Origin of the sequence: Amazonocrinis nigriterrae CENA67 (assembly GCF_016056305.1) — a bacterium.
Classification (GTDB): Bacteria; Cyanobacteriota; Cyanobacteriia; order Cyanobacteriales; family Nostocaceae; genus Amazonocrinis; species Amazonocrinis nigriterrae.
In genome coordinates, this window is the sequence record NZ_JAECZC010000037.1 from 46,528 (window position 1) to 53,749 (window position 7,222).

The following is a 7,222-nucleotide window of genomic DNA, read 5'->3' on the forward strand; positions in this document are numbered from 1 at the left end:
ATTATAACCATCTGTAAAGGTGAGAACTCGGAGTGGGTAAATGGCAGATCAAAGCCTGAATGACTTTAACAGACAAATCCTGCAACAACGCTACGAAATTCAACAGCAGTTAGGTAAAAAAGCCGGAAGACGCACTGTATTAGCCCATGACCTAGAAACTCAGCAATTAGTGATTATCAAACTGCTCACCTTTAGCAGTGATTTTGCTTGGGAAGATTTAAAGCTATTTGAACGGGAAGCTGAAACGCTCAAAGCAATTGATCATCCTGCCATTCCTCGTTATTTAGATTATTTTGAATTAGATGCATCTAGCAATAGAGGTTATGCCCTAGTCCAAAGCTATGTGAAAGGTAAATCTCTAGAAGAATATATAACAACAGGGCGGAAGTTTACAGAAAGTGAAATTAAAGAAATTGCCACATCACTATTAAAAATCCTGACCTATTTACACGGGCGACAACCGCCAATCATTCACCGCGACATCAAACCCAGCAATATTATCTTGATACCTGACGGCAATAGGGTGGGTCAAGTTTATTTGGTGGATTTCGGTTCAGTGCAAACCTTGGCATCCAAAGCAGGTAAGACAGTAACGGTTGTAGGTACTTATGGATACATGCCTCCAGAGCAATTTGGCGGGTACGCAACGCCTGCTTCTGACCTTTACAGTTTAGGCGCTACACTCATCGCTTTAGCAACAGGAATCCATCCGGCTGACCTACCCCAGAAAAATCTGCGAATTGGATTTCAAGATGCTGTTAACCTCAGTCCTGCATTGGTGGTTTGGTTGCAATGGCTAACTGAACCGAGTTTAGAGAAACGTTTGACATCTGCATCAGCAGCTTTGAACGCGTTGAAAACAGGACAAATCAGAACTACCCCACAGTCGGTGGTTCGTCTAGATCAGCCAGTGAACACCTTAAGTTTATTCTGGAATGCCATGTGGCGCAGCACGGTGATCGGTGGCATTGTTGTAGCAATGAGTGCGGCTCTCTACAGTACAGTTGTCATTCCTATAGTAGGAACCTATATGGGACTACAAATAGGCGCTTTTGTTGGTTTTCCCATCGCTTTTGTCAATGGTTTTGTAGTCGCTATCATTACACGGTTGTTCTTTTTCCCCTTGAAAAATTCCCACTTGCATCGGCGTACAGTCACCATCATCAGCACCATCCTGGGGATGAGTATTGCTGTAATTAGCTTCAAATCCTTAAGTTTTCACGAAACTAATTCCTTACTTCTAGATAAGGTTTTCTGGATGATTGCCCCTTCAGTTATCACTGGGCTAGGTATGGGAACAGCTAGCAAGTCTATTGCTCAGTGGTATGAAAAAGAACATCATACTAATTCGTAATTCGTAATTCGTAATTCGTAATTCGTAATTGAAATGAGCAACGAGATATTAAATGGACGTTATCAAGTCCAACGGCAACTCGGACGACAAACCAGTAGGCGAACTCTGTTAGCTTTGGACTTACACACTTCAAAACAAGTAGTGGTAAAACTGCTGTACTTGGGGCAAGATTTCGATTGGCAAGATTTAAAGCTGTTTGAACGGGAAGCGGAGACTTTAAAAACCCTTGACCATCTAGCGATTCCGCGTTACTTGGATTACTTTGAGCTAGACACACCCAACGATAAAGGCTTTGGTTTGGTGCAAAGTTATGTAGAGGGAAAATCTTTAGAAGAACATTTACAGGCGGGACGGACGTTTAGTGAAGCTGAAGTCAAAGAATTAGCGCGATCGCTGTTATCAATTCTCTCTTATTTACACCAAAAACAACCACCTGTTATTCATCGGGATATTAAACCGAGTAATATCCTGCTGACAAATCGTTCTGGTAATAGTGTGGGTGAAGTTTATTTAGTTGATTTTGGTTCTGTGCAAACCTTAGCCGCCCAAGAAGGCAGCACAATTACAGTTGTAGGTACATATGGATATATGCCTCCAGAACAATTTGGAGGTCGCACAACTCCTGCCTCAGACCTCTACAGTTTAGGCGCAACTTTAATTTATCTAGTCACAGGACTGCATCCTACAGAATTACCACAGCAAGAGTTGCAAATTCAATTTCGTCAGTCTGTGAATCTCAGTTTGGAGTTTGCTGATTGGTTAGAGTGGATGACTGACCCAAGTTTGGAAAAGAGATTTTTGGGGGTAGAAGAAGCAATACAAGCATTGGAGAACCCCAAACCCCGAAAGCAGGAAATAGTAGCAACAAAACAACCTTTAAAACAGCCGCCAGGTAGCAAAATTCGCTTAATTAAAACTCCTGATACTTTAGAAATTATACTGCCACCCAAAGGGTTTGGAATTCCTTCAATAGCGTTCATTTCTTTGATCACGCCCATAGCGCTGGGATTTTATTTTTTCAGGTTTGGAGAATCACCTGTTACGGCAGAAGGACAAGGAATTAGCTTTTTCATCCAAATGTTAGCGATCGCTTTGTTGGCAAGTGCCATTTTATGGGGATTTTGTAAACGTACTCACATTATAATTAACTCTCAAAGGGTTGAGTTGTTCAACAATTTTTTAGGCATTCATTGGTGGACTTATCCTTCATTAACCAAGCAAAATATATCTCAATTAAAGGCAAGCATCTTAAGTCCTGAGCTAAATTTAGATACTCAGCCTTTACTGTTTGATCATAGAAACTCTGCTAAATATTACTTTGTTCTGTATTACCTTAATAGTCTTAGTCAGTTCACAGTTCCAGAACTGGAATGGTTAAAACAAGAACTGAGTGATTGGTTAGGTTTACCAATAATAGGTAATAGGTGAATTGGGAATTGGTGACTATTAACAGCCATCAGGAGCCAGCCGCGTGGTGTTAGCGAAGCGGTAGCGAGTCTTCTCCCAAGGAAAGACGCTGCGCGAACGAGCGTCGGCAGCGCGGTGAGGCAGCCCCCGACAGGAGCGGTTTCCGGCGTTAGCGCAGCTAAGCTGTGTCTTCTCCCAAAGGGAGACGCCAAAGGCGAACGAGCGTCTGGGGGACTGCCGTTAGCAAGAGCGTTAGCGAGCTTGCGAGCGTCACCCGTAAGGGTCTTGGGGGTCTCCACGCCACTTGCTACAACGGGGGGAACCCCCCTTCGGGTTCGGGGGTGACGCTCCTGCGTCGAAGATCGCTCTTGAGATCGCAATCGGCGGAAACCGCCAAGACTGCGACCCCCGACGCTCCTACGTCGCTAACACTACGCTAACACCGCAACGCAGTGGCTCCCCATGAGCGACTGCCGCGCATGGTTTCCCGACTTGAGCTTTCCTGGCGTTCATCAGCCATCAGTCATCAGTTATCTCTTCTCACTAACAATTCCCGACCACTGTACTTTTTTCTCTTGTAGCCGACGATAGGAAAAGAAATGATCCGGAGTTTGGTAGGTACAATAAGGCGCGATCGCAATTTGTTCGCCACTAATTCCCAAACTTTCTAGCTGTAAAATATTCACCCGCCGCACATCTAGCCTCACTTTACCCTCGTTAGGGTCTGCTAGCAAAGGTGAATTTGGTAGCTGGTGTAATGCATCCACAATCTTATGTGGGTCTTCATGTGGTATAATGCTAGCTCCAATTTCCGCAGCCACTTCTACAGAAACTTGGTAAACTTCACCAGCGATCGCTGGGCCTAAAGCTATTCTCAAATCATCGAGTTTGCTACCTTTAGCTTGGAGTCGGGCGATGGCTTGGGGGACAATCTTCGCCGCTGTACCCCGCCAACCGGCGTGCAATGCTGCCACTTGTTTAGTTTTCACATCGCCAATCAGCACAGGCGTACAATCTGCACTGGCTACCCACACTGCTTGTAGAGGCTGTTCGCTGATTAAACCATCTGCTGATACCAAGGCAGAATCACCTTCTCCTTCCACACAATTACCGCCTGCACTTAACATGCTGGTAATTTCTTCTGGAGTGACAACAGTATTGCCATGAACCTGCTTTAAGCGATAAGCTGATGCTTCTGGTTGCAGCACTGTTGTTAATTCTTGTGGCGATCGCGGCCAAAACTGCTGAGTAAAGAAACCGTGATGCCAATGTTCTAAAAGACTACAAGTCAGGTAGGGTAGTCCTTGCCAATTGTGCCAGTGCCAAGTGTGCATCGTAAACCAAACCTAAACAGAAATCAAATCAGCCAATTAATGCTAACTTGAACAACGCAATTTGGGCTATCTATTGTGGAAATTAATCGGCAAATATTAAAAGCTTTTCTCAAAGCCGGGTATGAGTCTGGTGATTTACCATTTAGTTTACATATTTTTGAAACTGTCACCTCAACTAACCAAGTTCTCTGGGACTTGCTGAAACAGGGTGCCCCAAGTGGTACCGTAGTCATTGCCACTCAGCAGACTGCCGGTAGAGGACAATGGGGTCGCCAGTGGATTTCTCATACCGGAGGATTATATCTTTCAGTAGCGATCGCTCCTAAACTAGAAGCTAATGCCAGCTATCAGCTAACTTTAGCTAGCGCTTGGGGAATCGCTGCACAATTGCGCCAGTGCGGTGTCAACGTCGGGATTAAATGGCCCAACGATTTAGTTTTAGATGGTCGCAAATTAGGCGGCATCTTGACAGAAACAAAAGTCAACAACAAACAAATCACCCAAGCAGTCATCGGTGTTGGCATTAACTGGGCAAACTCAGTACCACAAACCGGCATCAATTTGGAATTATGGCAAGCTTCCCAAGCTACCAAACCAATCTCAAGTCTTGAAATGCTAACCTCCACAGTTTTACTGGGAATACAATCCGGTATGCAGTGCCTTTCTACAGAAGGAATAAGCATACTCTTATCTAGCTATTTATATTTACTGAGAAATATGGGTGATAAGGTATACATCAACAACCAGCCAGCCATTATTGTTGGAGTCACGCCCCAAGGAAATCTCCGCCTCAGAATGGAAACAGATAATACAGATGAACTGATAAAACCAGAACTTTCTGTTGAACCAGGTAAAATCAGTTTGGGATACGTAGGCGCTTTAAATGATTTGTGAGATAAACTCATAAAGGTTGTCATTTGTCATTAATCCTTTGTCATTAGTAGTGACAAAGGATTAATGACAAACATGATGAGAATTTTCATAACTCAAACAAAATTGCTATGGAAATTCGTCTATTTAACTGTTAGCTTTGTTTAAAATTACGCTATGTAGAGCAAGACAAACCACTGACCAAACAAAGGATGAAGGCACAAAGAAGAATAATTACATCCAATGCCTTTAAAATATGTATGGAGTTTAGCTTATAGCAAGGGTATCTTGGCTGCAAGGCTCCCGGAGACTTCATCATTGATACTTCATCTGGACAGCAACTTCTATTGGATAACTTTAAAGAATATCGAACCAAAAACTACTTCAATTGAATTAGTAAAAATCTAAACACGTCTATCTTTGGATTACTTTAGAAACAACTGAGAGAACAAATGACGCAGCGCAATAATTCTGCCCACAACCGTTTACACAACTCAAGGCAGCAAGGTCTGATGACAAGACGCTTCTCTTACAAAAACCTACTCCGCATTTATGTATCTACCTTACCAGCACAAAGCTTTTGTGTTTTAAGTAGCGTCAGCTTCCTCAGTAGCGGCATAGTGTTTGCTCAAACGTCAACACAAATAGATAACATTGTTCCCACTGTTGAAAATTCCCAACCAAGAACGGCTGCAAATACTGCTAAGTTAGTAAAAAAAGATACGGATGTATCAACAACAGTTCAAGCACAGCCGAATTTTTCTCAACGGCGAGCCATTCTGAAACAGAAATTACGCACTTCAGAGGTTGCCAAAACCACAGCACCAGCAGTCAGCAGTCAGGAGTCATCGGTCAACGAACCTGTACTGCGTGTCAGAAAGTCTGAAAATCGGTCAGAAACTTCGCGGGTAACTCCTGTGCGCGTCAGGGAAGAAAAACCTAAAATCGAAGTTTCTCAACCAGCAGCCAGTCTTAGACAAGAAAAACCTAAAATCGAAGTTTCCCAACCAGCAGCCAGTCTTAGACAAGAAAAACCTAAAATCGAAGTTTCCCAACCAGCAGCCAGTCTCAGACAAGAAAAACCCAAAATCGAGGTAGCTAAACCTATTGCTCCTCGCTCTATACCTGAGAAAGTTCCTGAAGTTGCCCAACCAGCCAACAACTCAAACCGTACTGAAACTGCGACCACAGGGAAAACCAAGGATTACAATAACGCCTATATTGACCCCACCAATTACAGCAATGATACTGGGGTTACTTACACTGCACCTGATTCTGTGGTGTTGACAGAACGGAAGAGCGGTTGTCGAACCATTTTGTCGTCTGCCAAAGGTGTATCAGGAGGTCTTTGTGGCACAACACCCTCACAAAATCAGCGTTTAGCAGATAGCAATAGCAAACCAGCACCGAATTGGCTCAAAAGAAGCCAAAATGCTCAATTACCCATTGTGCCACCAGTACGGCAGATCGCCTCTGCTGGCAACAATGGTGGATGGCGTGCGACTAAGAGCGTTCCTGTAGCTGAAAGCAAAACAGCGTATCGCCCAAATCGGTTTATCCCCAACCCCAGCGAATTTGCCACCACAACAGTAAGCGCATCTCCAACACCGAGTGCTGGTACTTTGCCACCACCAATGGCAGAGGGTAACGTTGCACCCCGTCCTAGTAACGTGTCTTACGATTTCGCGCTGGCATCAGTATTGCCACAAATCCCCTTCAGTGGTGCAGTTGCCTATGGTGGCGGTAGCGGCATGATTTATCCGCTGACCATACCGGCTCCTATTACTTCCTTATTTGGTTGGCGAATTCATCCGATTTCAGGCGATCGCCGTTTCCACGCTGGTACAGATTTGGGTGCGCCTATGGGTACACCAATTTTAGCCGCTGCCAAAGGTCAAGTACAGAGTGCTGATTGGATGGGTGGCTATGGTTTAGCTGTTGTAATTAATCACAGTTCCGCTCAACAAACCCTCTACGGTCACATGTCACAAATCTTTGTGCAACCAGGTCAGTGGGTAGAACCAGGAACCGTGATTGGGCTAGTTGGTAGCACCGGCAACTCCACAGGGGCGCACCTGCACTTTGAAATTCGCCACCTCACACAAGACGGCTGGGTTGCCGTTGACTCAGGCGTGCAATTAGAGGCAGCCCTTAGTCAGTTAGTACATAGGTCACAAACAGCCCAAGTCAGTCGGCAACCAGGCAGTTGATACTGGGGACTGGGGACGATGGGGAGATGAGGGGGATGAGGGGGATG

At 44.7% G+C, this 7,222-nt stretch carries 5 protein-coding genes; 4 read left to right on the forward strand and 1 reads right to left on the reverse strand.

The genetic code is table 11. The features are described from left to right. Positions 1 to 40: 40 nt before the first annotated feature. Positions 41 to 1,354 carry a serine/threonine protein kinase gene (locus tag I8748_RS18720; RefSeq protein ID WP_198126074.1) on the forward strand — a complete coding sequence of 438 codons (1,314 nt, stop codon included), beginning with the start codon at positions 41 to 43 and terminating at the stop codon, positions 1,352 to 1,354. Positions 1,355 to 1,387: 33 nt separating this feature from the next. Beyond that, positions 1,388 to 2,782 carry a serine/threonine protein kinase gene (locus I8748_RS18725; RefSeq protein WP_198126075.1) on the forward strand — a complete coding sequence of 465 codons (1,395 nt, stop codon included), beginning with the start codon at positions 1,388 to 1,390 and terminating at the stop codon, positions 2,780 to 2,782. Positions 2,783 to 3,291: 509 nt separating this feature from the next. Here the strand turns inward: I8748_RS18725 and pgeF are convergent. Then, positions 3,292 to 4,095 carry a peptidoglycan editing factor PgeF gene (pgeF, locus tag I8748_RS18730; RefSeq protein ID WP_198126076.1) on the reverse strand — a complete coding sequence of 268 codons (804 nt, stop codon included), beginning with the start codon at positions 4,093 to 4,095 and terminating at the stop codon, positions 3,292 to 3,294. Positions 4,096 to 4,170: 75 nt separating this feature from the next. Here pgeF and I8748_RS18735 point away from each other — a divergent pair, with 75 nt between their 5' ends. Beyond that, positions 4,171 to 4,989 carry a biotin--[acetyl-CoA-carboxylase] ligase gene (locus tag I8748_RS18735; RefSeq protein ID WP_198126077.1) on the forward strand — a complete coding sequence of 273 codons (819 nt, stop codon included), beginning with the start codon at positions 4,171 to 4,173 and terminating at the stop codon, positions 4,987 to 4,989. Between the two features lie 428 nt (positions 4,990 to 5,417). Beyond that, positions 5,418 to 7,175, forward strand: a complete 1,758-nt coding sequence (locus tag I8748_RS18740; RefSeq protein ID WP_198126078.1) for a M23 family metallopeptidase — start codon at positions 5,418 to 5,420, stop codon at positions 7,173 to 7,175. Positions 7,176 to 7,222 lie beyond the last annotated feature (47 nt).